20 protein-coding genes and 1 pseudogene are annotated in these 25,343 nt (G+C 71.2%); 9 read left to right on the top strand and 12 right to left on the bottom strand.

From position 1 onward, the window contains the following. Positions 1-96: 96 nt before the first annotated feature. From ACFYUV_RS10135 to ACFYUV_RS10120, 4 genes and pseudogenes are all read right to left on the bottom strand, one after another. Positions 97-336: pseudogene (locus ACFYUV_RS10135) on the bottom strand (helix-turn-helix domain-containing protein); the annotation flags it as partial. Then, positions 333-1,193 (bottom strand): LLM class flavin-dependent oxidoreductase, encoded by an 861-nt coding sequence (locus ACFYUV_RS10130; RefSeq protein WP_387667108.1) that lies wholly within the window; start codon positions 1,191-1,193, stop codon positions 333-335. The gene ACFYUV_RS10130 and the pseudogene ACFYUV_RS10135, both read right to left, overlap by 4 nt. Beyond that, positions 1,190-2,077 carry an alpha/beta fold hydrolase gene (locus ACFYUV_RS10125; protein WP_387667105.1) on the bottom strand — a complete coding sequence of 296 codons (888 nt, stop codon included), beginning with the start codon at positions 2,075-2,077 and terminating at the stop codon, positions 1,190-1,192. Before ACFYUV_RS10125 ends, ACFYUV_RS10130 begins: the two co-directional genes overlap by 4 nt. Before the next feature lie 64 nt (positions 2,078-2,141). Next, a complete protein-coding gene (locus ACFYUV_RS10120; RefSeq protein ID WP_387667102.1) occupies positions 2,142-3,053 on the bottom strand; it encodes a LysR family transcriptional regulator in 912 nt (303 codons plus the stop codon). 670 nt (positions 3,054-3,723) lie between these two features. Here ACFYUV_RS10120 and ACFYUV_RS10115 point away from each other — a divergent pair. The 8 genes from ACFYUV_RS10115 to ACFYUV_RS10080 all read left to right on the top strand — a co-directional run bounded on the left by ACFYUV_RS10115 (position 3,724) and on the right by ACFYUV_RS10080 (position 15,173). Next, entirely contained in the window at positions 3,724-8,001 is a 4,278-nt protein-coding gene (locus ACFYUV_RS10115) for a hypothetical protein (protein ID WP_387667099.1), read from the top strand. Positions 8,002-8,592: 591 nt separating this feature from the next. Beyond that, positions 8,593-10,266: an NAD(P)H-dependent oxidoreductase subunit E gene (locus tag ACFYUV_RS10110; RefSeq protein ID WP_387667096.1), complete on the top strand. Its 1,674-nt coding sequence runs from the start codon at positions 8,593-8,595 to the stop codon at positions 10,264-10,266. Continuing rightward, positions 10,263-12,983 carry a formate dehydrogenase subunit alpha gene (gene fdhF, locus ACFYUV_RS10105; protein ID WP_387667093.1) on the top strand — a complete coding sequence of 907 codons (2,721 nt, stop codon included), beginning with the start codon at positions 10,263-10,265 and terminating at the stop codon, positions 12,981-12,983. Before ACFYUV_RS10110 ends, fdhF begins: the two co-directional genes overlap by 4 nt. Positions 12,984-13,049: 66 nt before the next feature. Further along, complete coding sequence (locus tag ACFYUV_RS10100; RefSeq protein WP_387667090.1) at positions 13,050-13,532, top strand: universal stress protein; 483 nt, start codon at positions 13,050-13,052, stop codon at positions 13,530-13,532. Next, positions 13,472-13,696 (top strand): hypothetical protein, encoded by a 225-nt coding sequence (locus ACFYUV_RS10095; protein WP_387667488.1) that lies wholly within the window; start codon positions 13,472-13,474, stop codon positions 13,694-13,696. Before ACFYUV_RS10100 ends, ACFYUV_RS10095 begins: the two co-directional genes overlap by 61 nt. Beyond that, the gene (locus ACFYUV_RS10090; RefSeq protein ID WP_387667486.1) at positions 13,635-13,772 is read left to right on the top strand and encodes a universal stress protein; all 138 of its coding nucleotides are present in this window, start codon (positions 13,635-13,637) and stop codon (positions 13,770-13,772) included. Before ACFYUV_RS10095 ends, ACFYUV_RS10090 begins: the two co-directional genes overlap by 62 nt. A 160-nt stretch (positions 13,773-13,932) precedes the next feature. Further along, positions 13,933-14,136, top strand: coding sequence for a Tn3 family transposase (locus tag ACFYUV_RS10085; RefSeq protein ID WP_387667087.1), 204 nt, complete (start codon positions 13,933-13,935; stop codon positions 14,134-14,136). Between the two features lie 116 nt (positions 14,137-14,252). Then, the gene (locus ACFYUV_RS10080) at positions 14,253-15,173 is read left to right on the top strand and encodes an AraC family transcriptional regulator N-terminal domain-containing protein (protein ID WP_387667084.1); all 921 of its coding nucleotides are present in this window, start codon (positions 14,253-14,255) and stop codon (positions 15,171-15,173) included. Here the strand turns inward: ACFYUV_RS10080 and ACFYUV_RS10075 are convergent. From ACFYUV_RS10075 to ACFYUV_RS10045, 7 genes are read right to left on the bottom strand one after another with little or no spacing between them, the layout of a single operon-like run. Next, positions 15,127-17,184: a xanthine dehydrogenase family protein molybdopterin-binding subunit gene (locus tag ACFYUV_RS10075; RefSeq protein ID WP_387667081.1), complete on the bottom strand. Its 2,058-nt coding sequence runs from the start codon at positions 17,182-17,184 to the stop codon at positions 15,127-15,129. The two genes, ACFYUV_RS10080 and ACFYUV_RS10075, sit on opposite strands and share 47 nt — an antisense overlap. Then, on the bottom strand, positions 17,181-18,140 hold the full coding sequence (locus tag ACFYUV_RS10070; RefSeq protein WP_387667078.1) for an FAD binding domain-containing protein: 960 nt from the start codon (positions 18,138-18,140) through the stop codon (positions 17,181-17,183). The genes ACFYUV_RS10075 and ACFYUV_RS10070 overlap by 4 nt, the downstream gene beginning before the upstream one ends. After that, positions 18,137-18,679, bottom strand: a complete 543-nt coding sequence (locus ACFYUV_RS10065; RefSeq protein ID WP_387667075.1) for a (2Fe-2S)-binding protein — start codon at positions 18,677-18,679, stop codon at positions 18,137-18,139. The genes ACFYUV_RS10070 and ACFYUV_RS10065 overlap by 4 nt, the downstream gene beginning before the upstream one ends. After that, complete coding sequence (locus tag ACFYUV_RS10060) at positions 18,676-19,899, bottom strand: low temperature requirement protein A (RefSeq protein WP_387667072.1); 1,224 nt, start codon at positions 19,897-19,899, stop codon at positions 18,676-18,678. Before ACFYUV_RS10060 ends, ACFYUV_RS10065 begins: the two co-directional genes overlap by 4 nt. Next, positions 19,900-20,511, bottom strand: a complete 612-nt coding sequence (locus ACFYUV_RS10055; RefSeq protein WP_387667069.1) for a class I SAM-dependent methyltransferase — start codon at positions 20,509-20,511, stop codon at positions 19,900-19,902. Then, a complete protein-coding gene (locus tag ACFYUV_RS10050; protein WP_387667066.1) occupies positions 20,508-21,464 on the bottom strand; it encodes an alpha/beta hydrolase in 957 nt (318 codons plus the stop codon). The genes ACFYUV_RS10055 and ACFYUV_RS10050 overlap by 4 nt, the downstream gene beginning before the upstream one ends. Then, a complete protein-coding gene (locus ACFYUV_RS10045) occupies positions 21,461-21,766 on the bottom strand; it encodes a putative quinol monooxygenase (protein ID WP_387667064.1) in 306 nt (101 codons plus the stop codon). The genes ACFYUV_RS10050 and ACFYUV_RS10045 overlap by 4 nt, the downstream gene beginning before the upstream one ends. A 176-nt stretch (positions 21,767-21,942) precedes the next feature. Here ACFYUV_RS10045 and ACFYUV_RS10040 point away from each other — a divergent pair, with 176 nt between their 5' ends. Continuing rightward, on the top strand, positions 21,943-22,506 hold the full coding sequence (locus ACFYUV_RS10040) for a ferritin-like domain-containing protein (RefSeq protein ID WP_387667062.1): 564 nt from the start codon (positions 21,943-21,945) through the stop codon (positions 22,504-22,506). Here ACFYUV_RS10040 and ACFYUV_RS10035 read toward each other — a convergent pair. Continuing rightward, on the bottom strand, positions 22,466-25,225 hold the full coding sequence (locus tag ACFYUV_RS10035) for an AAA family ATPase (RefSeq protein ID WP_387667059.1): 2,760 nt from the start codon (positions 25,223-25,225) through the stop codon (positions 22,466-22,468). The genes ACFYUV_RS10040 and ACFYUV_RS10035 overlap by 41 nt on opposite strands. Between the last annotated feature and the right edge of the window lie 118 nt (positions 25,226-25,343).

Here is a 25,343-nt window from a genome sequence, read left to right as displayed (position 1 = left end):
TCGGTCCGGGAACCCCCGGGCCGGGGCTCTGTGCCGTCGGCGGCGAACGGAAGCGTCATGATCTCCTGCGGAAACGAGACGGCGAACCCCGGCCCACGCCACGAACGCCCGCCGCGAGGACTCGGCGGAGGAGAGCCCGCACCGCCGGGCGATGGCCGCGCCCGGCTCACGAGTGCCGGTGAGCAACCGGGCGGCCGCTTCGAGCCGCGTCTCGCGCACCGGCCGCGAGGGAGTCCGGCCGACGCACTCGACGAACAACCTGCTCAGATGCCGCTCGCTCACCCCGGTGAGCGCGGCCGGACGGGCGACACCGAGGGTTGGCGGCGGCGGTCTCATGCCCCTGGCCGCCCGACACGATCAGGGTGTCGATGGGGCCGCGGGCGCTGGCAGGGGCCGTCGCGGAGTACGCCGCGTACCGTGTCGAGCCGTACACCCGGGTCGAACTCCGTCAGCCACCAGGTCGCGCCGGCGGCGGCGTACGGCAGCGGGTCGACGCCGGCGGGCAGGCTGACGGCGATGTCGTACGAGCCCATGTCGCCGTGTCGCAGCTCGGTGAGGGCGCCGGCGACCTCGGCGAGCTGGTCGGGGTGCTCAAGGTTGATCGGAAAGAAGCCGTCGAGCCGGGCGGCCCGGCGGATCGGCTTGACGTTGCCGGGGAATCCGGCGGCCCATACCGGCACTCCTGGCCGCTGAACCGGCTGCGGCAGGAACGTGATGTCGTCGACGGTGTAGTGCTCGCCGCGGTGGCGCACCGGCTCTCCGGACCACGCGGCGGTCAGGATGGCCAAGGACTCGTCGAGCATCCGCCCCCGCTGCCGGTCGTCGAGCTGCTCGCCGGTCCTGGACAGCTCGCCGCCGAACCGATCGCTGCCGAGTCCGACGCCAAGGGTGAGGCGGCCGTCGCTCAGCCGGTCCAGTGTCGCGGTCTCCCGCGCCACCTTGGCCGGCCGCCGGCGGGCCAGCGTCGCCACCATCGGACCGAGCCGCAGCCGCTCGGTGGCGGTCGCGATCGCCGCCAGCGTGGTCCACGAGTCGGCGACCTGCTGGACCGGCTCCCGCCAGGACAGGTGATCCCACACGAAGCAGCCGTCCCACCCGGCCTCCTCCGCGTCGGCGGCCAGGTTCGCCACCGCCCGCGGGTCGGCGAGCTCGTCGAAGAGCGGCAGCCAGAGTGCCGATCGCAGCCGGCTCACGGGCGCTCTCCGCCGGAGACCGAAAGGATCTCTGCGATCGCGACGTCCCAGAGCTCCGGCGGTGGCATCTGGTGCCCCATGCCCTTGAGCGGGACCAGCCGAGCTCCCGGGATCTCCCGTGCCAGCGCCTCGCCGTGCCCGTACGGGAGCAGCGGGTCCGCGGTGCCGTGCAACACCAGCGTGGGCGCCGCGATCTCACCGAGGCGGCCGCGGACGGGCTCGCCGCCGTCGAGCTGCCAGTGGTTCTGCGCCGAGGCAGGGGACGGGCTGCGGTCCCAGACGCGGCCGGCGATGCTGCGCATCCGCTCCTCGTCGACGGGAATGGCGCCCGCGAAGGTGCGCTCGCCGTCGGTGTAGTACGCGATGACGGCCTCGCGGTCGGACCAGTCGGGCGTCTGGTCGCCGCCCTCGGCGAACCGCTTCGCCAGTTCGGCGCTCATCGGCGGCAGGTCATGGCGGTCGGAGCCGCCGGGGCCGCCCGGGCTGGTGGCGATGAGCGTCAGGGAGGCGACCCGGCCGGGGTGGCGCACGGCCAGGTGCTGGGCGATTCCGCCGCCCATGGAGACGCCGACGATGTGGGCGGCCGCGATGCCGAGTTCGTCGAGCAGGCCGACGGCGTCGTCGAGCAGGGCGTCGTTTCCGTACGGCGGCGCGCCGGGCGGGAAGGTCGTGGAGCGGCCGGTGTCCCGGGTGTCGTACCGGATGACGTGCCGGCCGCCGGCGGCGAGGCGCTCGCAGAACTCGTCGTCCCACCAGTCCATCGACGCCTCGGCGCCGCCGATGAGCAGCAGGGCGGGCGCGGCCGGGTCGCCGAACGTCTGGACGCAGAGCTTTATGCCGTTGACGTCGAGAAGCTGCTCGGGGTGAACTTGGTTGGCGTTCATGTCCGGCACGCTAAGCCTGGCTACCTCATCGCGAAAAGCTATGATTTTCGATCGAGTCGATCGCCTACAGCGATATACCGTGTTCCATCTGGCCGGCCAGTTCGGCGGCGGCCGCGACGGCGAGGTCGATGGCCCGGGCCGCCAGCGGCGACCGGGTGCGCCCGGCCGGCCGGCACAGGTACCACGTGCAGGTGGGCGGCGGTTCCAGCCGATGGATGCGGAGCCGGTCGTCGGACCAGACGTCCGACCCCAGGAGGGCAAGCCAGGGCAACACCGCCGAGCCCAGGCCCACCCGCACCATCGACACGACGGTTTCGTGGCCGGCCGTGCGGAACACGATCCGCGGCCGGGCGCCCGCGCCGGCGAGCTCCCGTTCCAGCCATCTCTGGTGGACGGTGGGCGGCCAGGCGACCATGGGGGTGTCGTCGAGCAGCTCGACCGGCACCGGACCGTCGGGGAACGCGCCCGCGGCGGCCACCAGGAGGTGAGGCTCGTCCAGCAGCTCGACGTGTTCGACGTCGCCGTCGATGCGGTCGTAGTGGAACAACAGGTCGAGATCTCCGATGTTCGGGTTCTCCGGTGCCACTTCCGACAGCCTGACGTCGCAGCCGGGGTGCTCGCTCAGCAACCCGCGCACCACTGCCGGCAGGATCAGCCGGGTCGCGCCCTGGAAGGTGCCGATGTCGATCCGGCCGTGCCCCGCCTTGAAGCGATCGACGGCGTCGGTCAGCGCCTCCGACCTCGCGAGCAGATCACGCCCGTGGGCCAGGACCAGCTCGCCGAGAGGAGTGGCGCGCACCGGCCTGGGACCTCCCGGCCGGTCGAAGACGGCCCCGCCGACGGCCTTCTCCAGCGCGGCGATCTGCTGGCTCACCGACGACTGGGTGTAGCCGAGGCGAACCGCCGCCCGGCCGAACGTCCCCTCCTCGGCGATGGCGGCCATCGTCCTCAGGTGGCGCAGCTCCACGTCAACCATGACATCAGAATATCGTTGAGAGCGATTGATGCAGCAGGAACCGATCGCTTTTATTGATAAGTGCGGGTTCCTGGGATCATCGGCATGACAACCCGTCCTGGCCTTCGGGGGCGCTGCTGCCTGTGCTCCTGCGCGACCGGCTGGGCCGCAGCCCTGCATGGCCCCGCCGTCGGCTACCTCCGCACCACCCGGCCCCCTGCGCGCTCAGCTCTCTGAGAACAGCATGACCAGCTCCTCCCTCATGACGTCGTCCAGGGTGGCAGCCGAAGGCCCGGGCCAGTTCGCCGACGTGGTTGCGGGCACGTGTCTCACGTTGCCGGAGCACGGCGCCGACGTCTGCGAGAGGCGGCGCGGTGACAGAAACCGCGCTTTCGGGCGGTTGCGCAGCCTGCCGCTCACGCTGGACCGGCTCGAAAGCCGGGAGCGTGCGGTCCGTGGACGTGACCCCAGAAGGCAGGTAACCACATGGTGTGGCCGCATCCGGCTGTGGCTTGACCCAGGAGTTGGCGCGATAATCCCCTCAGGGCCAGGATTCTCGGGGAAGAGGGACCACGCAAGCCGGCCACAGCTCGGCGAACACTGATCGCTCCGGAGCACGGACGCAATGGGTGCTCGCGACTGAGTCGGCGCGGGTACTGCCGCCATCGGCACAGATGTGATGGAGGACTCCATGCCGAACGCATCGTTTCCCGTTGCCGGGCTGATCGGCGAGCGCTGGCAGGAACTGCTGGCGGAGAATGGCCCTCTTGGCGCTCCCGTCAGCGTCGAAATGGATCTCAACGACGGTCAGCGCGGACGACGGCAGAGTTTCGCGCACGGCGTGATCGCATGGATGCCCGATCAGGAGATGGTGCTTACTGTCTTCCGTCTCGGCGGTGAGATGGTCTTCGACTGGTCGGTGACACGCGAGTCGCAGCTGCACTACGACTACTTCCGCATCGACGTCCTGTACAGGCGGGATGGATCGCAGCCCTTCACCGGTGCAGGTCATGCAAACCTGGAACTGAGTGGGTTCAAACTTCCGGAGCTGCCTGGCGTGCGGCGCGGAACGTACTTTGTGCGACTCCACGATTTCGGTGAATACGCGTTCAAGGTGAAGGGTGTCGATGCCCCGGGCCTGTTCGGTGGCGAGTCCAGTGTTCAGGGGTGGACCCCGCTGATTCGTTTCACGATCGATCCGGCCGCTGTTCCAGCTGAGGCTGCGGTTCCCGATGATCCGCTCATCGCTGAGCGTTGGCATGTTTTCGGCGCTGGCGATGGGGTGTTCGGGGCGCCGGTCGGATCCTCGGTCGCAGCAGACGGCGGTGGCCGCAGCCAAACCTTCGAGCGAGGCGTAATCGCCACCTTCCCGCAGTACGGGCCCAGAGCTACGCTCGCCGGCTATCGAGACGCCCGCGCGGTGCACGTCTATTGGGGTTACACCGATGTCGCCGCACCTCTTGGGACATTCGACAACACTGTTGAAGCATTCAACCTGGATGTCGGCCAAGGCGCGGAACACTCCCAGACCATCAATTCGAACGAGATCGAGTGGCTGAAATGGGCGCAGAACGGATACAGCTCCGGCTATGCTCGTTTCTATCCCGTGCGCAACGCAGGCGTTCCGTGGGACACGGAGTCATCGAGGAATTACCTGATCAAGGTCACAGATTTCGCCGGGCAGCAATTCGCTGCGAAACTGAAGTTCTGGCATCAGCCGATCAGTCCGCATCTGGACCGGCCCGCTCTCGATGGCAGCCCCGAGCACGCAGCGGCGAGCCACCGAGACCGAATCAACGCGGTCGCCGAACACTACATCCGCACCCAACCCTTCGATCTACGCAATATGCCCAGCGACGGCGAGGATGTGACGTTCCAACTGATCGCGCACCTGCACATGATGCGGCAGCAGAGTGACTATCGCAGCGAGGGGCAGCCGCGAAGCTCCGTTCAAGTGGCCGTGGCGCTACGTCAGATGAATCCCAAGTCTCCCATGGGCACCGACGGCGAATACGACATGACCATCAAAGGTTTGATGACCATCATGCTGCGTTACCGCCAACAGCTGACCGAGCCACTCATTACCTGGATGATGTCCAAATTGGTTCCACTGGAGCTGCATGGCGGTCACGACGAGGACATCGAAAGTTACACAGCCGTGCCCGTCATCGGTGTCGGGCCGGAAACTGAGAACCATGTACTCATGATCGAGTCGTCACGATTCCTTGCCAATCAGATCTACTTCGAACTCACTCAGGACGACCAGTACGACAATCTGAAAAATGGGCTCGCCGACTGGCTGATGAACATGCTGCAGGTCTGGGCCAAATACGATCTGCTAGAGTTCAATTCACGCCCCTACAACCGGCCGACGGTGCACTCGCTGCTCAACCTCTACGAGTTCTCCACCGACCCACCGCTGCGCACCGCCGCGCGCCATGTACTGGACTACCTGGCCGTCAAATTCGCAGTCTCCAGTTGCCGGCACAGACATGCCGGCCCCTTCCGTCGCCGCCGTGAACACGTCAACGCGGCCACGGGCGAACTCAATAGCCTGATGTGGAAAGACGGTCACCCGTTGACCGGTTTCTCGTTGGCGTACTTCGGGCCGATCGCCCCCGATGGCACTCCGTCGATGTGGTTCGACGACAACTGGCTGCCCGAGGCACTGTTATTCGCGGCCGGCAGCTATCGCCCGCCCGCGGCCGCATACATTCTGTCGCTCACCGAGCAAGCGGCCTATCAACACACCTTCTACCACGGCACCCGTCCCATCCCGCCGCACGGCGAGCAACCCGACGGGGGTGTCGAAATCTACTACAAATCACCATCTTTCCTGCTTACGGCCGGAGGAACGTTCCTCAACAGCGGAAGTGGCAGCGACAACGTGGTCATGTCGAGAACGGGAACCAACGGATGCGCCGTACCTCAGGCCACGACCCTCCTGCCGCGGCACGCCGATCCGTTCTTCGCCGACCTCATCCGATTCGATCCCTATACCGAACGCGGCGTCAACACCTGCGTGCACCTCGGCTTCGCGTGCGGCGGAAATCTCAGATTGCCAGGGTTTCCCGCGGGCCAGCGCGGCTGGTTCTTCATCGACCATGGCGATCTGGGCTACTACGTCGCCGCGTATCGAACCCCGCCCGGCGGGGCCCAGCTGGTGGAGCCGCTGGACAGCCTCGGCTTCATCTATGTCCTCGAACTGCGGACCCCGGGTGATCCGGATGCTCCCGCCCCGATGACATTCGCCGAATTCAAAGAGCAGACCCTGGACCGCAATCAGCTTCCTGACCCGCTCGACTACGCCACCGACTACCTGTTCAACGCGGCGGACGGTCACAGCTTCCTATTCCGGACGTGGGCCGAAGGGGAGAAGTACCGTCCGCGCATCCTCAGGATGGACGGTCAGCTCCTCCCCGAATCCTTCGGCACCACACACCTGGTGGAAGGCCCTTACCTCAACGCGCCCAACGGCCACGACGGCTATCTGGAAATCCGTCACCCGCAGTGCAACACGCCCCTCGTCCTAGATTTCCGCAACCACCTCGTACCCCACCGCGCCGACAACTCAGCCGCGTGCCCCCAATGGCACCACGCCGTCATTGACGCCACCTATCAGCGCGCAAAAGCCTTCTTCGGCGCGGGCAAATACCTCGACGCTCGCGCCGCCACCCTGCAAGGCCTCGACGAATTCCGGCGGGCACGGTTGGACAATCCCGGCCTGGGCGACGATCAGCTCCGCGACCTCGCCGGTCAATGGCACAGCACCGCCCGAAGCGCCCACCCGGACAACGTGCCCGTCCAGCTCGCGGCAGCGCACAACGCATGGGACATCTACCAGTTCCTCGCGTCCGAAGAAGAAGACGAACTCGTGATCCTCGCGTCCCAGATCGTCGATCTGATGGGCTACCTCGCTTTCGGCTCTCCCATCAGCGCCGACGCGTCTGACGCCGCAGGCCTGGCCCGCGACCTCTACGCCCGGTCTCCCGGAGACCACTCGGTGGACATCGCCGGAGTATGGACCAACGAAGCGCAAGTCCACCACCTGACCTCCTTCGTCGTCGCGGCCTGGCCCGGCGACGCAGTCGAGCAACTCCATCAGCGCGAAGCCGCCGCCGAAGCGCTCTCGATCTTGGACCCGATCGTACGGTCCCTGCCGTCCTCCGAGGTTTCGGAGGAGGACCTGGGACGCATCGCGGGCATGTTGAACATGCTGATCGGGTTCGCAAGCTTCGGCTCGGCCGACTCGGCGCCCAGCGACCACGCCGGTGAGCTGGTGCACATCGTCTATGCGAACCTGCACGACCGCGACCACCGGGTCGACCTCGCGCGGGCCTACACGGCCCTCGCCATGCGCCATCACGAGACCGGCTACTGGTTCGGCCACTGGGCCGGCAACCCGGATCTCGGCAACGCCGAACTTGCGAAGCAGCGCGAGGTAGCACAACGCGCGGCAGCGATCGCCGAGCCCATGGCCGAAGCACTTCCCGACCCAGATCTTGGGTCCGACGACCTACTCGGGCTTGCCGGACTCCTGCGGAAACTCATCGGACTCCTCACCCATGGGTCATCGAACATAGAGCCGGGAGTCAGAGCTGCCGAGCTCGCCCGCCGGGCCTACAAATACCTGGAAGGCGACCACCGGATCGATGTTGCCCAGGTTTGGACGGACCTCGCGATGCGCCATCACGAGACCTCCTTTGTCGCGGGCTGTCCCGACCCCGAAGCCGAGCGTCATCACCAGCGTGAAGCCGCCGCCGAAGCGACCCGACTCCTGCTGGCCATCGGCGATCAGCTACAGACCTACCCCCAGCTCGACCGCCGGGACGCCGCCGACATGCTGGACAAGCTGACCGGTCTGCTCGTCTTCGGCGCGCCCCCGCCCCCCGATCCCGAAACGATCTCGATGCAGAACCTCGCCGAATCAGCCGGGCAGCTTCGCGACCGCATCCGCTCCACCTTGTGATGCCAGCCGATATCTTGGGTTGCTCTCAGCAGTGCGCCAAGCACTTCAAGTAGCGTGAGCGGCTACTTGGCGCACAGTATCTGAGGGTCCGTACGGCATGTTGGAACGGGTCAGGTGCGTACTCCGTGCCGCTGGGCAAGGCCATGTCGTACGGGGTCGCCTGCGAGGTGTTCTTCCGCCTGGCCAGGCGAATCGGCCGCCTCGGTGAGCGCCGCCACGGGACGCCCGGACACCCTGCTCGTCGGTGATCGCGACGTCGGGGTTCGCCTCCCGCCCCGGGACCTCCCGGGCGCGGGCGGTGCGCGCCTTCTCCTGGGTGGAGTCAGCCAGCAGATGACTGTAGGCCGACCAGTACGGCGAGACCACCGGCGCCTGCCAGCGGCGGGCGCTGACGCGGAGCCGTCGACGCCGGCCACGATCGGTTCGCGCATCACCCTCCGCCCCCGCTGGCCCTCGACCGCCACCTTCCCGAAACCGACATCGAGCCACAAGTAGCCACAAATCACTCAGCACGATCGTGGTCGGCCCCTTGCCCAACCCTGACCCTCGCCGGGGTGTGGCGGCTAGGACCAGGGGTGCATGTAGAGGAACGTGGGTGCTCACAGCTGGTTCGACGCGTTCCGCGCCCTGGCGGACCGTCGCGGCCGTCCCGGGGTTCGGCTGCTCGACGCCCTCACCGAGGCCGCCGTGGCCGGACACGCATCCGCCGAGACCTGGGCCCCTGAAACGGCCAGGCGGTTCGGGCTGCCCGCGGCCTCGGCGTTCGGGCCGGCCACCTTCTACGCCGACCTGGCCGCCCCGCACGGCCGGCGCCACGTACGGGTCTGCACCGCGGCGGCCTGCTTCGCCGCTCGGGCGGGCCGGCACGTCCGCGAGGTCGGAGAGGTTCTGGGTGTCGGCGTCGATCAGGTCTCCGCGGATGGGGAGGTCTCCCTGCAGGGTGTCCGATGCCTCGGCTACTGCTACGCCGGCCCCGCCTGTCTCGACGGCGACACACCGTGCACGGGCCCGGCGCTCGCCGCCCAGCTCTCCGGCCGCGCGCTCCCCCACGCCCCGCCGATCCCCGCCACCGACGTCACGGGCGCTCCCGTCGTGCTGGCGGGCGTCGTCCAGGGGCAGGACGCCTGGCAGGTGTGGCCGGACGTGCTGCGGGCCGGCGCACCGGAACGGGTCCTGCGCGAGGTGGCGGCCTCCGGGCTGCGCGGGCGCGGCGGAGCGGGGTTCCCCGTCGCCGCCAAATGGGCCGCCGCCGGACGTTCGCCCGGCACGGTGGTGGTCGCCAACGGCGACGAGGGCGATCCCGGCTCCTACGCCGACCGGCTGCTGATGGAGGCGGATCCGGAGCGGGTGCTGGAGGGGCTGGCGCTGGCCTGCTTCGCCTGCGGAAGCAGCCGTGGCGTGGTGCTGGTCCGATCGGAGTACCCACACGCGCTGGCCACCATGCGGATGGCGGTCGAGCGAGCCCGTGCCGACGGACATCTGGGACGGCGCGTCCACGGCACCGACGTCGATCTCGACATCGAGGTGGCCGAGGGCTCGGGCTCCTACGTGACCGGTGAGGAGACCGCCCTCATCTCAGGGCTCGAAGGCGGCCGCGGCTGCGCCCGGCCGCGCCCGCCGTACCCGACACAGCACGGCCTCTGGGACGCCCCCACCGTCGTGAACAACGTCGAGACGCTGGCCGCGATCCCCTGGATCGTCGAGCACAGCGGGAACGCCTACGCCGCGCGCGGCACGCCGTCGGAGACCGGCACCAAGCTGGTCTGCCTGTCCGAACGGTTCGCCCGGCCCGGCTGCTACGAGGTCGAGATCGGCACACCGGTGCGCAGGATCGTCGACGAGCTCGGCGGCGGCCTGCGCGAAGGCGCGGAACTGGCCGTCGTCCAGGTCGGCGGCCCTCTCGGCGGTTTCCTCGCCGCCGACCAGCTCGACGTGCCGCTGTCGGAGACGGATCTGGCCGCGCGCGGGGCGGCGCTCGGACACGCCGGGCTGGTCGCCTTCGACCAGCGGATCGACCCCGCGGACGTGCTGCGCCACGTGTGGGAGTTCGCCGCCGCCGAGAGCTGCGGCGCCTGCTCGCCCTGCCGCGTCGGGTCCCGCCGCGGCCTGGAGATCGTCCGGGCCGAGCAGCCGGGCGAGGAATACGAGCGGCTGCTCCGCGTCATGGGTGAGGCCAGTCTGTGCGCCTTCGGGCGGCGCGTCCCGGCGGCCGTGCGCAGCCTCGTCCGCGCCTTCGGCGACCGGCTGGCGGGGTGGGACGGGTGAGGGTGCGCGTCGGCGGGACGACCGCGCACGTGGCCGAGGGCGCCTCGGTTCTCGACGCCGTGCGCGCGGCCGGGATCGGTCTCCCCACGCTGTGCCACGACGACCGCCTGACGCCGGCCGGCTCCTGCCGCGCCTGCCTGGTGAGAGCCGGCGGCAAGGTGGTCGCCGCGTGCGTGACACCGGCCGCTGAGGACGCTCCGATCGAGGTCGACGCGGATGACCTGCGCGTCCTGCGCCGCGAGGCCGTGGAGGTCATCGTCTCGGTCCTGCCGCCGCACGCCCTGGACGGCGAGCACGGCGGCAGCGAGCTGGCCAGGGTCTGCCACGACCTCGGCATCGCGCCGGACACGGCCCGGGGAACCGGCGGCCGGGGCCGCGACGACAGCCATCCGTACGTCCGCCTCGACCGGGACCTGTGCATCGCCTGCGGCCGGTGCGTGCGCATGTGCGCCGAGGTCCAGGGCACCTTCGCCCTCACCCTGGCCGGACGGGGCGCCGACACGGTGGTCGCGCCCGGCACGGGCGGACCGTGGGCGGAGTCCGACTGCGTCGCCTGCGGCGGCTGCGTCGACACCTGCCCCACCGGCGCGCTCACCGAGCCCGGCCTGCCCGGCGGCGGCCGCGCGCCGGAGCTGCCACGTACCCGCACCACCTGCGGATACTGCGGCGTCGGCTGCTCCCTGGACGTGCTCACCAGCGGCGATTCGGTGACCGCCGTGCTGCCCGCCCGCGACGGCCCCGTCAACCGGGGCCACGCCTGCGTCAAGGGCCGCTTCGCCCACGGGTTCCTCCGCTCGCCCGACCGGCTCACCCGGCCGCTGCTGCGCCGCGACGGCCGCCTGGAACCGGTGAGCTGGGAAGAAGCCCTCCAGCACGTGGCCCGAGGGCTTCGCGCGGCGGTCGCGGCGGGCGGCCCCGGCGCGGTGGCGGCGATCTCCTCGGCCAGGGCCACCAACGAGGAGAACTACCTGCTGCAGAAGTTCATGCGGACGGTGATCGGCACCAACAACGTCGACAACTGCTCACGGCTGTGCCACGCCCCGTCGGCGGCCGGCCTGACGGCGGCGTTCGGCCTGCCGGGCGGGACCGACCCCTTCGAGGACGTGGAGAGCGCCGACTGCCTGCTGCTCGTGGGCGCGAACCCCGTCGAGGCGCACCCCGTGGTCGGCGCGCGACTCCTCCAGCGTGTGCTGCGCGGGACGCGGCTCGTCGTCGCCGACCCGCGCGCGGTGGGCCTGGCCCGCCATGCCGACGTCCACCTGCGCCCCCGTCCCGGCGCCAACGTCGCCCTCTTCCACGCGATCGCCCACGTGATGCTGGCCGAGGGCCTGATCGACGACGAGTTCCTGCGCGAGCGGTCGGCCGGCCTGCCCGAGCTCACCGCGCTGCTCGCCGACTACTCCCCCGACCGTACGGCCGCCGTCACCGGCGTGCCCGCCTCCGACGTCGTCGCCGCCGCGCGGCTGTTCGGCCTGGCGGAGAGACCGGCGATCGTCTACGGGCTGGGCGTCACCGAGCACCTGCACGGCACGGACGGCGTACGCGCCCTGTCCAACCTCGCCATCCTTCGCGGAGCGGTCGGCACCGGACGCGGGTTCGGCGTGAACCCGCTGCGCGGCCAGAACAACGTCCAGGGCGCGTCCGACATGGGCGCGCTGCCGGACCTCCTGCCCGGGTACGCCAAGGTGGCCGACGCCGACGCCCGCCTCCGCGCGGAACGCGTGTGGGGCGTGCCCGTCCCGCCCCGTCCCGGCCTGCGGATCCCGGAGATGTTCGCCGCCGCCCGCTCCGGAGAACTGCGCGCCCTGTGGATCCTCGGCGAGGACGTGTGCGCCACCGATCCCGACAGCAACCAGGTAATCCAGGCCCTGGAGAGGTGCCCGCTGGTGATCTGCGACGAGTTGTTCCTGTCCGAGACCGCACGCAGGGCCGACGTCGTGTTCCCCGCCGCGTCCTGGCTGGAGAAGGACGGTACGTTCGTCAACTTCGACCGCCGCTTCCAGCGGGTGCGGGCCGCGCTCGCCCCGCCGGGAGCCGCGCGGCCCGACTTCCAGATCATCCACGCGGTCGCCGCGGCGCTCGGCGCCGACCTCGGATGCGCCACGCCCGCCCAGGCCCTGGCCGAGTGCGGCCGGCTGGCCCCCGTCTTCGCGGGTCTGTCGCACGAACGGCTCGACCGGGACGGGGCCGTCCCCTGGCCGTGCCGTCATCCCGACCGGCCCGGCGAGTCCTCGCTCCACCGGGAACGGTTCGCCACCCCGGACGGGCTGGCGCACCTCGGCGCCGTGCCGTACCTGCCGCCCGGCGAGGAGCCCGACGATCGGTTCCCGCTGGTTCTGGTCACAGGGCGGCGCTGGGCGCACTACAACTCCGGCGGCATGACCCGGCGTACGGACAACCTCCTGCTCGACCCCACCGACCGGCTCGACGTCCATCCCGCCGACGCGGCCCGCCACCGCCTGGGCGACGGCGACCGCGTCACGGTGCGCAGCCGCTACGGAGAGGCGCGCCTGACCGTCCAGGTCAGCGATGACGTGACACCCGGCCAGGTGTTCTGCGCCTTCCATTTCCCCGCCAGCGGAGTCAATGCCCTCACCTCGGATCGCGGCGACGCCGCGACGTCATGCCCCGAGTACAAGGTCACGGCGGTGCGACTGGAGCCCGTTGGCGGAAAAGCCACGACAAGCGAGACAGACCAGGAGTTTCCCGGCCGGTGAGGCTCATCCGGCAGGAGCGGCGGGAAGGCTCATCCGGCAGGACCCTTCCTCGTCCGGGCGGCGGCAGTGCACGCTGACCAGGCCGACCGGCCCATCCTGGTCGGCTACGACGACTCGCCCGAGAGCCGTGACGCGCTGCGCTGGGCGGTCGAGGAGGCACGGCTGCGGAGGGTGTCCGTGCTGGTCTGCCACGCCCTGCACTGGCCTTACGCGCCGAGGCCGGTCGCGGAGGAGGTCCTCACGCAGATCGAGCAGGTCGCCCTCGCCGTCGTCGACGAGGGCGTGCGCCGCGCCAAGGAGCCGGCCCCGGAGGTGGACGTCCAGCCGGTCCTGGGGAAGGGCACGCCCGCCGCGGTGCTGCTGGAGGTCGCGAGCGGGGCGGTGTTCACCGAGTTCGTGACCGAACGCCCCAACGCGTCCTGGTCGACTCGACGAAGGACGCCACGCTCCTCGTCCTCGGCAACCGGGGGAACGGATCTCCCGCCTGCCTGCTGCTCGGCCCGGTCCCCCAGACCGCGCTGCTCGAATCCTGGTGCCCGGTCGCGGTGACTCCCGCCGAGGTCCTGAACCCGCGGCTGCCGCCCGGATGGTCGGCAGACCGGGCTGAGACAGGTGAAGGGGCTGGGGGAGACGAAAGAGATGGTTGGACGGATCGTGGCGGGCGTGGACGGCTCCCCGCCCTCGATGGCAGCGGTCGAATGGGGCACGGCTGACGCCCGCAGACGCTCGCTGGAGCTGCGCCTGGTGCACGTGTGCGAGCAGTGGCCCGTGGCCAGATCGCGGAGGTGATGGAGATTCCCCTCATCGCAGGTGTCGACGCGTTCGCGCATGGCCGCTCCCTCGCATCGGCGGTGAACATGCGTGCGTGCAGACGCGTTACTCGCACTGGGCCGTTCGGTCACATACCTGGCCCTGGAGGAACCCGGCCGGGTCTCACGCCGAGGTGTCCATGCTCACCTTGCACCTGCTGCAGTCCTCATTGGTGTTCATCGATACCCAGCTCCTTCAGGCCGTTCTGCGAGATCCGCAGTGGGCCGGCAAACCCACCGAGGAAGATCGGCGTGCGCTCAGCCCGCTGTTCTGGGCTCACGTGAACCCCTACGGCCGGTTCCGGCTGGACATGGAAACCCGGCTCGACCTCACCGCGGTGTGAGCGGCCCTCTGGCGGATCAGCGCACTGGCGCTGGCGCCATCTTCTGCTTCCTCGGCCGCCACGCCTCCACCCGGGTGTGTGGGCCCGATTGTCGCCGAACCTCGCGCGGTGCTTGGATGGGGATCATGGCCCTCGACGAGCTGCGCGACCTCCTCATCCGCCATGCTCGACCTGATCTCGCCACTCCCATCGAGGATGTGCTGATCTTCAAGGCCGAACGCCCCCAGCCTCCGGCACCGACGACCTACGGCAAGGTGCTGGCGCTCGTCGCCCAGGGCACGAAACGGTTCGCGCTGGGCGACCGCCTGTACGAGTACCACGAGGGGCAGTACCTCGTCGCCTCGATCGACCTGCCGGTGACCGCCCATTTCGCCAGGGCCGACGCCGGACGACCCGGGCTCGGGGTCGGGCTGACCCTGCATCCGGCGGCCATCGCGGAGGTGTTGCTGCAGGCGGGCCCGGACGATCTGTCGGAGCTCGGCGACGATGCGCCGGCCGGGCTGGCGGTCAGCACCGCCTCCGCCGAGCTGCTCGACGCGGTCGTCCGGCTGCTGCGTCTGCTCGACCGGCCCGGCGACATCACCGTCCTCGCGCCGCTCGTCAAACGGGAGATCCTGTGGCGGCTGATCACGGGCGAGCAGGGCGCGATCGTGCGCCAGTTCGGGCTTCCCGACAGCAGCCTCAGCCACGTCGCCCGCGCGGTGCAGTGGATCCGCGACCACTACGCGCAGCCCTTCGGCGTCGAGGACGTGGCCAGACTGGCGGGGATGAGCGTCTCGGCCTTCCACCGCAACTTCCACGCCGCCACCGCGATGAGCCCGATCCAGTTCCAGAAGCAGATCCGCCTCCAGCAGGCACGGCTCCAGCTCGCCGCGGCGCCGGGTGACGTCGCCGCCGTCAGCCGGCGCGTCGGCTACACCAGCCCGTCCCAGTTCAGCCGCGAGTACCGTCGCCAGTTCGGCGCGCCGCCGAGCCAGGACGCCAGGCGCCTCACTCCAGCACGCGATCGAGACGGATCGGCAGGGATCTCTGCCTGACGCCGGTGGCGTGCCAGACGGCGTTCGCGATCGCGGCGGCCGTGCCGACGTTGCCGATCTCGCCGACGCCCTTGACGCCCATGGGGATGCCGGGCTCGTGGTCGGGTACGAAGTCGGCTTGGATGTCGGGCACGTCGGCGTGCGCGGCGATGTGGTAGCCGGCGAAGTCCGCGTTGACGTGCCGGCCGGAGACGGGATCGCGCAGGCCCTCTTCGTGCAACGCCATGGAGAGCCCGCCGATCATTCCGCCGACGACCTGGCTGCGGGCCATGAGCGGGTTGACCACCCGCCCTACCGCGAACATCCCGAGCAGCCGCCGCACCCGCACCTCGCCCGTCATCGGATCGACGGTCACGTCGGTGAACACGGCGCTGAAGGCGTGCCGTTCCAGGGACGGCAACCCGCCGAGCGAGCTCGTGGTGTCGGCCGTGACCGTCCCGCGGCGGCCCTGGCCGCGTAGCTTCGCCGCGGCCTCGATGATCGCCCAGCCCCAGGACGTGGTCCCCCGGGAACCGCCCGCGCCCCACGCGGGACCGAGGCCGCTGTCGGAGATCCGGAGCCGGATCCGGTCCGTGCCGACCGCCAGCGCGTCGGCGGCGATCGCGGTCAGCGCGGTGCGCGCGCCGGTGCCGAGGTCGGTGGCGCCGACGGCGACCGTGAAGGTCCCGTCCGCCTCGGCGGTGATCGTGGCCGAGGAGGGGAAGGCCCCGGCGCTGAAGGACGTCGCGGCCAGCCCCGTGCCGACCAGCAGAGGCCCCTCCCGCCGCGTCCGCGGCCGGTGATCGCGGGTGTCCCAGCCGAACCTGCGGGCGCCTTCGCGCAGGCACGCGACCAGATTGCGGCTGCTGAACGGAAGGCCGGACACGGGACCGGCCACCGGCTCGTTGCGCAGCCGCAGTTCCAGCGGATCCATGCCCAGCCGCTCGGCCAGCTCGTCCATGGCGGATTCGAGGGCGAACGACCCGGGCGCGGCGCCCGGTCCCCGCATCGAGTACGGCGGCAGGATGTCGAGCGGCACCGCGCTGAGCCGGGTTCGGATCGCGCGCACCGCGTAGAGCGTCTTGGTGAGCTCGGTGCAGCCCTCCAGGTACTCCACCAGCGGCGAGATCTCGAACGCCGCCTCGTGGTGGATCGCCCGCAGCCGGCCGTCCGCGTCGGCGCCGATCCGGATCAGCTGGTCGGTCGCGGGCCGCATCGCCGTCGCCAGGAACACCTGGGCACGGGTGAGCGTGACCCGCACCGGCCGGCCGAACAGCCGCGCGGCCATCGCGGCCAGGATCAACTGCGGGCCGCAGAGCCCCTTGGAGCCGAAGCCGCCGCCGACGTGCTCGGTGCGGACGCGTACCAGTTCCGGGCTCAAGGAGAACAGCGTGGCCAGGGTGCGGGCCACGGAGAAAGGTCCCTGGTTGGAGTCGATCGCCTCCAGGTGCTCTCCCTCCCACCACGCGGTCGCCGAGTGCGGCTCCATGGCGCTGCAGTGTTCCTCGGGGGTGCGGTAGCGCTCCTCGACCACCACCTGCGACGCGGCGAGCTCCGCCGCCACGTCGCCGACGTCCACGGGCTCGTCGAAGATCGTCACCGCAGGACGGCTCCCCGGGTGGTCGGCGGTGAAGGCCGTGTCGTGCGGCTCCTCGTCGTAGATCACCGGCAGCGCCTCGGCCGCCGCCTGGGCCTGTTCGAGTGTCTCGGCCACGACGAGCGCGACGGGCCGACCGGCGAAGGGGATCAGCTCGTCCTGCAACAGCTGCAGCTGGCCGTCCGGGCCGAAGAAGCCGCCCGCCGCCGGGTCCAGCCGAGGCGCGTTCCGGTGGTCGATCACACCCAGCACGCCGGGCATGCTCTGGACGGTGGAGACGCCGACGTCCCTGACGCGGCCCCGGGACACGGTGGCCAGGACGACCACGCCGAAGGCCAGGCCCGGCACCGGCACGTCGGCGGCATAAAGGGCGGCGCCGGTGACCTTGGCCCGGCCCTCGATCCGCGGCCGCGCCGCCCCGACCGCGTTCGTCATGGCAGGAGCTCCTCAAGGACGGTCTCGATGAGATTGCCGGCCAGCCGCACCTTGTAGCCGTTGCCGGGCAGCGGTTCGGCGGCGGCCAGTTCGGCGTCCGCGGCGGCACGGAACGCCTCGGGCGTGAGGGGAGCGTCCGACAGGAAGGCCTCGGCGGTGCGGGCGCGCCAGGGCCGCGAGGCGACCCCGCCGAGAGCGATGCGCACCGAGCCCTCGTCCGGGTCGAGCGCCGCCGCGACGGAGACGGTGGCGAAGGCGTAGGACGCGCGCTCGCGGACCTTCCGGTAGCGCGAGCGCGGGGACACCGCGCTCCCGGGCAGGGCCACCGCGGTGATCAACGCGCCCGGCGGCAGCGCCGTCTCGCGGTCCGGCGTGTCCCCGACCGGCGGGTAGAAGCCCGCCAGTGGGAGCTCCCCGGGGCCGTCGAGCGTCTCGTAACGCACGACCGCGTCGAACGCCAGCATCGCGACCGCCATGTCGGAGGGATGGGTGGCCACGCAGCTCGGCGTCCAGCCGAGGACGGCGTGGTTGTGGTGCTCCCCGGCGATCGCGGGACAGCCGGTGCCGGGGACGCGCTTGTTGCACACCTGCGCGGCGAAGTAGGCGCACCGGGTCCGCTGGAGCAGGTTGCCGCCCACCGTGGCCATGTTGCGGAGCTGGCCGGACGCGCCGGCCAGCACCGCCTGGCTCAGCGCCGGGTAGCGCCGCCGTACCTCGGGGTGGGCGGCGAGGTCGCTGTTGGTCGTCGTGGCGCCGACGACCAGCCCGCCGTCCGGCGCCTCGGCGACGCCGGCGAGCGGCAGCCGCCGTATGTCGACCAGCCTCGTGGGAGCCTCCACCCCGGCCTTCATCAGATCGACGAGATTGGTGCCGCCGCCCAGGAACCGGGCGCCGCCGCCGGCTGCGATCAACGCTTGACGGACGTCCGCCGCGCGTTCGTAGGCGAACTCCCTCATCCCGCGATCTCCTTCCGGGCAGCCGTCTCCAGCACGGCCCGGACGATGGACGGGTAGGCGCCGCAGCGGCACAGGTTGCCGCTCATTCGCTCCCGTACCTCCGCCGCGTCCAGCACCGGCGCCGGGCCGCCCGGGGACACGTCGGCGGTGACCGCGCTGGGCCAGCCCGCCGCGTGTTCGGCCAGCATCCCGGCCGCCGAGCAGAGCTGCCCGGACGTGCAGTATCCGCACTGGAAGCCGTCGAGCCCGATGAACGCCCGCTGCAGCGGCAGCAGCTCGCCGTCACCGGCCAGCCCTTCGACGGTCGTGACCTCGGCGTCCTCGGCGGCCACCGCCAGCATCAGGCAGGAGACCACCCGCCGGCCGTCGAGGAGCACGGTGCACGCGCCGCACTGGCCGTGGTCGCAGCCCTTCTTGGGGCCGGTGTGGCCGACGTCCTCGCGCAACGCGTCCAGCAGCGTCGTGCGGTTGTCGACGTCCAGCCGGTGCGGCACGCCGTTGACCTGGAGCGAGATCACGCTGCGGTGATGGTTCGTCATCGTCCTCCCTCTCTCAGGGCTACGTAATCAGTCCCGCGCCGGGCGGACGATCCCCGAAGCTCGCGCGTCCTTGCCCATTCCTGCTCACGAGGCGGGCGGCTCTCGGCGGCGATCAGCGCGGCCAGGACGGCCACCACGACGGCCGGCCCGACCAGCGGCGGCAGGACCGCGGCGACCGGCGCGGCGGCAAGGACGGCGCAGGCCGCGGCCGGCCGCCGGCGGCCGAGCGTGCGATGCGTCCGGAGCCTGAACAGCAGATGTCCCACGAGGTAGAGCGCGACACCGCCATGGAGCGCGAGCGCGGAGAACACACCCAAGGGCGCACCCTCGCCGGCGTGCGCGACCACGCCCTCGACACCCAGAGCGGTGAGCAGAATCCCGGCGATCATGGGGAAGTGCCCGTAGGTGTAGGCCTCGACGGCCAGCATGACCTGCTCCTCGCCGCGTACGCCGCGCAGCCTGCGCTCGGCCGCGCCCGCCACCACGTCGAAGTAGAGCCACCACAGGCACACCGCGACGGCGATGCCGAGGACGGCCGCCAGCAGCAGCCCCGCGCTGATGGGCCGTCCTGCGGCGCCGACGCCGACAGCGACGACCGACTCGCCGATGGCCAGGATCAGGAACAACCCGTGCCGCTCGGTCAGGTGCGCCGGGCTGCGCAGCCGCCAGTGACCGTTCCTGGCCGTGAGGTAGATGCCCGCCCAGTCCACCACCAGGGCGACCGCGAACAGCAGCACCTGCGTCCAGCTCCCCAGCGCCGTCCCGGACACCAGGAGCGCCGCGCTCGCCGTCATGGGCAGCCAGGTGATGGCGATCTGACGGCGCAGCCCGGTGTCACCGTCCGCGGCCACGGCGAAGACCACGAGATGCACCCACCGGACCACCAGATAGGCGCCCACCAGCACGAAGGCGCCCGGCCCGTCGGCCCACGCCTCCGGGATGGTGAGGCCGACCACGAACATCGCCGCCATCGCGACGACCATCCCGCCCCGCAGCAGACCGCCGTCCGCCCGGGAATGGTTGCCCAGCCAGGTGTAGCCGGACCAGGTGCCCCACAGCAGTGCCAGCATCAGCAGCCCCCGGAACACGCCGTCGGCGTCGCGCTCGCGTGCCATGGAGCCGGTGAGCTGCGTGATCGCGAAGACGTAGACGAGGTCGAAGAACAGTTCGAAGGGCGTCGCCCGGTGGTCCTCGCCGACCGGCGAAGTCTTCTGCCGCATCTAATCGAGGGCCAGGGCCCAGACACGGGGCCGGCGGCAGAAGTAGACGAACGCGGGCGGCACGTTGGCCCACACCGTCCGGCTGACCACGACCTCCTCGAACAGCCCGTCCAGGGATCGCCGTAACCGTCGCGCCGGCGGCGTCCACCGCGTGTGCGCGTACGCGAACGTGGTGAATGCGCCGTGCGGGGCGAGGGCGCCGGTGAGGGCGTCGAGCAGGTCGTGCTGGCGGTTCGCGGTGAACGCCGCCCAGGGCAGTCCGCTCACGATGACGTCCGCGCGGTGGTGGCCGCGCGCCGCGAGCACCTCTCCCAGGTCCCGGGCGTCGGCCACGGCGACGTCGATCCGCGGGTACCGGGTGGCGAGACGCCGCGCGAACCGCTCGTTGACCTCGACGGCCAGGTGACGGCCACGGCCGCCGAGCCGGCGCTGGATCGCCGCGGTGAACGCGCCCGTGCCCGGACCGACCTCGACGACCAGCGGGTCACCGTCACGTGTGACAGGCGAGGTGATCAGGTCGGCCAGCGGCTCGCCGCTCGGCGCGACCGCGCCGACGGTGAAGGGGGCGCGCGCGAACTCGTGCAGGAACGCGGCGCGGTCGTGGGCGCTCACCGGACGGCTCCGGGCGACGTGCCCAGCACCCGGGCGAGCCAGTCGTTCCTGGTACGCCGGGCCGCGACCGAGATCCGGGCCTCGGGACACAGGGCGTCGAAGCCGTGAAAGCCGCCCGCCCAGACGTGCAGCTCCGCCTGGCCGCCGGCGGCCCAGATCCGGGTGGCGAACGCGACGTCCTCGTCACGGAACACCTCGGCCGTCCCGGCGTCGACGTAGGTGGTCGGCAGGCCGGACAGGTCCTCGGCGATCGCGGGCGACAGGTAGCCGGACACCTCGCCGCCGCCGATGAGCGACCGCCAGCCGAACGCGTTCATCTCGCGGGTCCAGACCCCGGGCGCACCGGAGTACTGGCGGCTGGAGGTGGTGTCGTTGCGGTGATCGAGCATGGGACAGATGAGCACCTGCGCGGCGATCGGCGGCCCGCCCCGGTCACGGGCCATCAGGGTGAGCCCGGCGGCCAGGCCACCGCCGGCGCTGACCCCCGCCACGACGATCCGGCTCGGGTCGATGCCCAGCTCACCGGCGTGTTCGGCGACCCAGAGCAGGCCCTGGTAACAGTCCTCGACCGGGATCGTGCCGGTGGCCTCCGGCGCCAGCCGGTAGTCCACGGAGACGACGGCGGCACCGAACAGGTCGAGCCAGTCCAGGGGGATCTCGATCTGCGAGAAGCGGTCTCCCATGACCATGCCGCCGCCGTGGACCCAGTAGACGCACGGGGTCGGCGCGTGACCGGTCCTGGCCGGGGTGAAGATCGACATGGGGACGGGAGCGATGATCTCGCGGTGGCCGGCGGCGCGGCCCTGGAGGATGGCGTCGACCGGCGTGGACGGCAGTCCGCGCAGCTCGGCGAGCACCTCCGGACCGAGCTCGGCCATGGGAGGCAGGCCGGCGAGGAACGCGCGCAGTTCGGGGTCGAGGCCGGGACGGGCCATCGTGGTCTCCTCGTTCACAGGGCGGCCTTGCCGCCGACGGGAATCTCGTCGGCGTACCGCGGCTGCCCGGCCAGCAGCGGCTGGAGGGCGGCGGCGAACGTCTGGGCCTGCTCGGTCGCGAAGAACCGGGCGTGGGCCTCCGGGCTGACCCAGCCCTCGGTGACGTAAACGGTGTCCGGATCGCCGGCCGAGCGGCCGACCAGGAAGACACGGCAGTCGTCGTTCGGCAGGGACGGCGCGTCGAGCAGGGCGGCGACCAGGTCGTCGCCCCGGCCCGGCTGCGCGGTCATGGCGGCGTGGAAGCCGTGGCCGATGGTCATGGGATCACTCCTCACGGGTGGATCTGTCGCAGCCCACTGTCGGCGCCGCCCGGCCGGCGCCACATCAGTCATCCGACTCCCGCCTTGAACGCCCATGGCGGCCGATGACCTAACCGCTGATGCGGTTAGGTCATTTGACAGATGCGCGGCCCGGGCGTGTGCCCGACCATCGACACGTGACGAGTCCTTCGGAGCCGCCGGCCGTCCTGCGCATGCGGGAGGTCCGGGACCGGGCGCTGTTCGACCCGGACGACGGTGCGGTCACGCCGTCGAACCGGGCCGAGCTCAAAGCGGTCGCACACCTGCTGAACGTGCTGCTGGCCAGCCTGGTCGTGTCCTCGTTGCAGTACGAGCAGCACGCCCTGCTCGTCCGCGGGCCGTCGCATCGAGCGGTCGCGGAGTTCCTGCACGGCTGCGCCGACCGTGACCGCGCCGGCGCGCGGCTGCTCGCGACCCGCATCGCTCAGCTCGGGTTCGCCGCCGACCACGACCCACGGCACCTGCCGGCGCGGTCGCGCATCACCTTCCAGGCGTTCCAGGACGGCGATCTCACCGGCATCGTGACGCAGGACCTCGTGGGGGCGCGGATCCTCGTCCAGTCGTTGCAGGAGGCGGTGCGCTGGGTCGGGGCCGACGACCCCACCACCCGGCGCCTGCTGGAGCGGCTGCTGGAGGAGAAGGAGGCACAGGCCGACGAGCTCAGCGCGGGGCTTCGGGATCCGGTGCGAGAGCATCCCTGAGCCCGGCGCGGGAGGCGACGCCGAGCTTGGGGAAGATGCGGTACAGGTGCGCGCCCACCGTCCGGTGCGAGAGGTACAGCCGCTCGGCGATCTGTTTGTTGGTCAGGCCGCTCGCCGCCAGCTCGGCGATCTGCAACTCCTGCGCGGTCAGGGCGGCCGGGCCGCCTGCCGAGGTCTCGGCCGGTCGGTGTCCGGCGGCGTGCAGCTCGTTCCGTGCACGCTCGACCCAGGGCCCGGCGGCCATCGCGGCGAAGCCGTCGCGGGCGATGAGCAGCTGCCGGCGCGCCTGCGACGCCGACCTGTCACGACGCAGCCTCTCGCCGAGGACGAGCCGGACGCGGGAGGCGTCCCACAGCCACCGTTTCGCCACGTGGCCCGACAACAGCGACTCCAGCCGCGCCCTCGTCCCCTCGTCGTCGGACACGAGGAACTCCGCGGCCGCCTGGACCAGCGTCATCCGGGTCGACAACGCGGCCACGTCGGCGGCCCGCATCGCCTCGACGTGCGCCCTGGCCTCGACCATCCGCCCGGTCCGCACCGCCGCCTCGACGAGGTCGAGCATGACCCACGTGCAGTGAGGCACGTACGCGGCGAGCGCGCCGGGCGGGCTCATCGCGGCCGCGTGGTGGAAAGCCGCGCCGAAGTCCCCCTGTCCCAGCGCCGCCAGGGCACGCGGATGCTGGGCGAACAGCGCCGCGGCCGCCACACCGCGTGGGAGCGCCCAATGGGTGATCTCGTCGGCGAGCGCGTACGCCTCCTCGAAGCGTCCCCGTCCGGCGGCGAGGATCGCCCTGTTGTACAGGAAGTACCACGCGAAGAAGGAGAAACCGCTGGTCTCGCAGACCTGCTGACCCTCACTGGCCAGTTCCTCGGCCTCGTCCCATCGGCCGACGAGAAAGTCGTCCAGGCACAGGTGCATGAGGGCGCCGAGGTGCCGTCGGGGCGCGCCTCCGTCCCGTCCCTGCTGGACCAGCCGCCACGAGGACTCGCGGCAGTCACCCAGCCTGTCCAGATAGACCGAGGCCGTGCCGACCCGCACGATCCGCGTGGGGTCGGTCTCGTCCGCCAGAGTGTCGAGGATGCGCCGGCTGCTCGCCAGCGCCGAGGCCCCCGTGCGGACCGGGTCCGGGAAGGTCCTGCTCGCCAGCGACAACACGTCGGGCGGTCGCGGCTCCAACCGTTCCAACACCCGGTAGAACGGCTCCCAGTATTCCGGAGCGCTGCCGTACCAGGACAACAGCATCAACGTGTGCATGGCCTCGACGAGCGCGGGATCCTCCGCCCGGTAGCCGTGCCCGGCGGTCTCGATGGCGCCGAGCAGGAGCCGGTGGGCGGTGGCGACGTCGCCGTCCCCGTTGAGCATCAGGAACGCGGCCGCGTTGGCCGCGTGAAGCGAGCCGGTGGAATCCGGAGCCGCCCGCCGCGCGTCGGTCAGGAGCGTCTTCGCGTCGTCGACGGCCCCGCTCGCCTCGGCGCCGATGTACGCGGCCTCGGACAGCCGACGCCCCCGATCGGCGCTCGTCACGCTCAACTCGGCCGCCCGGACCAGCGCGGCGACCGCGGCCAACGCGTCACCGCGCAGCATGATGCGATGCGCCGAGCCCTCCAGCAGCGCCGCCACCGTCTCGTCCGGGCCGACGGCGGCCGCGGCCAGATGCCACGCACGACGTTCCTGGTCACCCGGCAGGGCGCCGGCGAGGGCGACATGCGCGGTCCGGCGCTCTTCGTGCGTGGACCCCGCCACGATCGCCGACCTGATCAGCGGGTGCCGGAACGCGATCCGCGCCGTGGCGTCGTCCACGCGTACCAGCTGCGCCCGCTCGGCGGGGGCGAGGTCGGCCAGCCCGGCCTCATCCGCCGAGGCAGCCCTGAGCACCCGGACGTCGCCGGTGCCCTCGAACGTGGCCAGCAACAGCATTCTCCGGGTCGACGCCGGCAGGTCGGCGATCCGCGCGGCGAACATCGCCTGGAGCCGGTCGCTGAGCGGGACCACCTCCGAGTGCGCCACCGCGGGACGCGTCGCGCCCAGCAACGTCGAAGGCAGTTCCGTCAAGGCCAGCGGATTGCCCTGGGCCAGGTCGAGCAGCCGATTCCTGATCCGTACCGGCATGTCCGGGAAGTGGACGTCGACCAGTTGCCCGGCCGCCGCTCGATCCAGGGGCTGGACGGCCATCTCGGTCAACCCGCGCGGCGCCGCGGAGCTCACTGCGCCCGTTCTTGCGGAGAACAGCAGCGCGGCCCCGACCCCCTGCAGCCGGCGGGCGACGAATCCCAGCACGACGGCGCTGGCCCGGTCGATCCATTGGACGTCGTCCACCAGAAGGGCGAGCGGTGTCTCAGCGGCGACCCTCTTGACGAGCAGGAGCGCGGCGTTGCAGACCAGGAGCGCGTCTGTGGGCGCGCCGATGCCGAACCCCAACGCCACCGACAATGCCTCTCGAAGCTGCGGCGGCAGGTGCTGGATGTCGGCCTCGACCGGCAGGAGCAGCTGATTGAGGCAGGAGTAACTGACGTCGGCTTCGAACTCCGACCCGGACGCTCGCAGCACGCGCATCCCCGCCGTGACCGCCAGCTCGGCCGCAGCGGCCATGAGAGCGGACTTGCCGATGCCGGGGTCACCCCACATCAGCCGCGCGTCGCCATGCCGCCGAGCCGCGTCGAGAAAGCTGGACAGCTGTTCGAGCTCGGCACGGCGGCCGAATAATGCATCACTGGCCACGGGTACCTCACTGCGTCGGTCAGTGCCTCACCACTTCCGGATACAGGCTGCTGCGAGCTTAGCCGTCACGCGATCACCCTCAGGCGCTGCTTCCGCCTCTCCTCTGAGAAGAGCGGGA

This window comes from Nonomuraea sp. NPDC003560, assembly GCF_042878785.1.
Taxonomy (GTDB): domain Bacteria; phylum Actinomycetota; class Actinomycetes; order Streptosporangiales; family Streptosporangiaceae; genus Nonomuraea.
The sequence above is the reverse complement of the archived record's forward strand: the minus strand, read 5'-3'. Positions and strand labels throughout refer to the sequence as shown.

Excerpts from the sequence above, each read along its gene's own strand:
- ACFYUV_RS10065 (WP_387667075.1), bottom strand. The coding sequence starts at position 18,679 with ATGACGAACCATCACCGCAGCGTGATCTCGCTCCAGGTCAACGGCGTG.
- ACFYUV_RS10120 (WP_387667102.1), bottom strand. The coding sequence starts at position 3,053 with ATGGTTGACGTGGAGCTGCGCCACCTGAGGACGATGGCCGCCATCGCC.
- ACFYUV_RS10080 (WP_387667084.1), top strand. The coding sequence starts at position 14,253 with ATGGGGATCATGGCCCTCGACGAGCTGCGCGACCTCCTCATCCGCCAT.
- ACFYUV_RS10125 (WP_387667105.1), bottom strand. The coding sequence starts at position 2,077 with ATGAACGCCAACCAAGTTCACCCCGAGCAGCTTCTCGACGTCAACGGC.
- ACFYUV_RS10115 (WP_387667099.1), top strand. The coding sequence starts at position 3,724 with ATGCCGAACGCATCGTTTCCCGTTGCCGGGCTGATCGGCGAGCGCTGG.
- ACFYUV_RS10060 (WP_387667072.1), bottom strand. The coding sequence starts at position 19,899 with ATGCGGCAGAAGACTTCGCCGGTCGGCGAGGACCACCGGGCGACGCCC.
- ACFYUV_RS10075 (WP_387667081.1), bottom strand. The coding sequence starts at position 17,184 with ATGACGAACGCGGTCGGGGCGGCGCGGCCGCGGATCGAGGGCCGGGCC.
- ACFYUV_RS10045 (WP_387667064.1), bottom strand. The coding sequence starts at position 21,766 with ATGACCATCGGCCACGGCTTCCACGCCGCCATGACCGCGCAGCCGGGC.
- ACFYUV_RS10070 (WP_387667078.1), bottom strand. The coding sequence starts at position 18,140 with ATGAGGGAGTTCGCCTACGAACGCGCGGCGGACGTCCGTCAAGCGTTG.
- ACFYUV_RS10085 (WP_387667087.1), top strand. The coding sequence starts at position 13,933 with ATGCTCACCTTGCACCTGCTGCAGTCCTCATTGGTGTTCATCGATACC.